The following is a 682-nucleotide window of genomic DNA, read 5'->3' as shown; positions in this document are numbered from 1 at the left end:
CGCCCCGAAGCCGCCGGCACCGGCGATCCCACGCCCGCCGCGCGAGAGGCCGCCCCCGCCGAAGGCGCGGGCAGGCACCCACTCGCCCGGGTGCGCGCCGCCGCCGGGCCGCTGCGCGGCAGGCTGCTGCTCGCGCTGGTGCTCGGCAGCCTCGCCGTGGGCTCCGCGATCGGTCTCATGGCGGTGTCCGGCTGGCTCATCTCGCGTGCCTCGCAACACCCGCCCGTCCTCTACCTGATGGTCGCGATCACCGCGACGCGCACTTTCGGCATCGGCCGCTCCGTCTTCCGCTACGCCGAGCGTCTTGTGTCGCACGACGCCGTGCTGCGGCTGCTCGCGGGCGTCCGCGTCGGCGTGTACCGGCGGCTCGAACGCGTCGCGCCCGCCGGGCTGCGCGCGACCCGGCGGGGCGACCTGCTGAGCCGGCTCGTCGCCGATGTCGACCAGCTCCAGGACTACTGGCTGCGCTGGCTGCTGCCCGCGTCCACCGCGGTGCTGGTGTCGGCCGCGACCGTCGCGTTCACCGCGTGGCTGCTGCCCGCGGCCGGCGCCGTGCTCGCCTGCGGCCTGCTCGTCGCGGGCGCCGGGGTCCCTGCGCTCAGTGGCGCCCTCGCCCGCCACGCCGAAGCGCGGCTCGGGGTCGGGTGGGCGCACGGCCGAAGCTCAGACGCCGACGCACCCC

1 pseudogene is annotated in these 682 nt (G+C 77.6%); it reads left to right on the top strand.

The features are described from left to right. Window positions 1-682: pseudogene (locus tag JFN87_RS33305) on the top strand (thiol reductant ABC exporter subunit CydD); the annotation flags it as partial.

The sequence above is a fragment of the Streptomyces montanisoli genome (assembly GCF_017813245.1).
Taxonomy (GTDB): domain Bacteria; phylum Actinomycetota; class Actinomycetes; order Streptomycetales; family Streptomycetaceae; genus Streptomyces; species Streptomyces montanisoli.
This window is presented reverse-complemented; position numbering and strand designations above follow the sequence as displayed.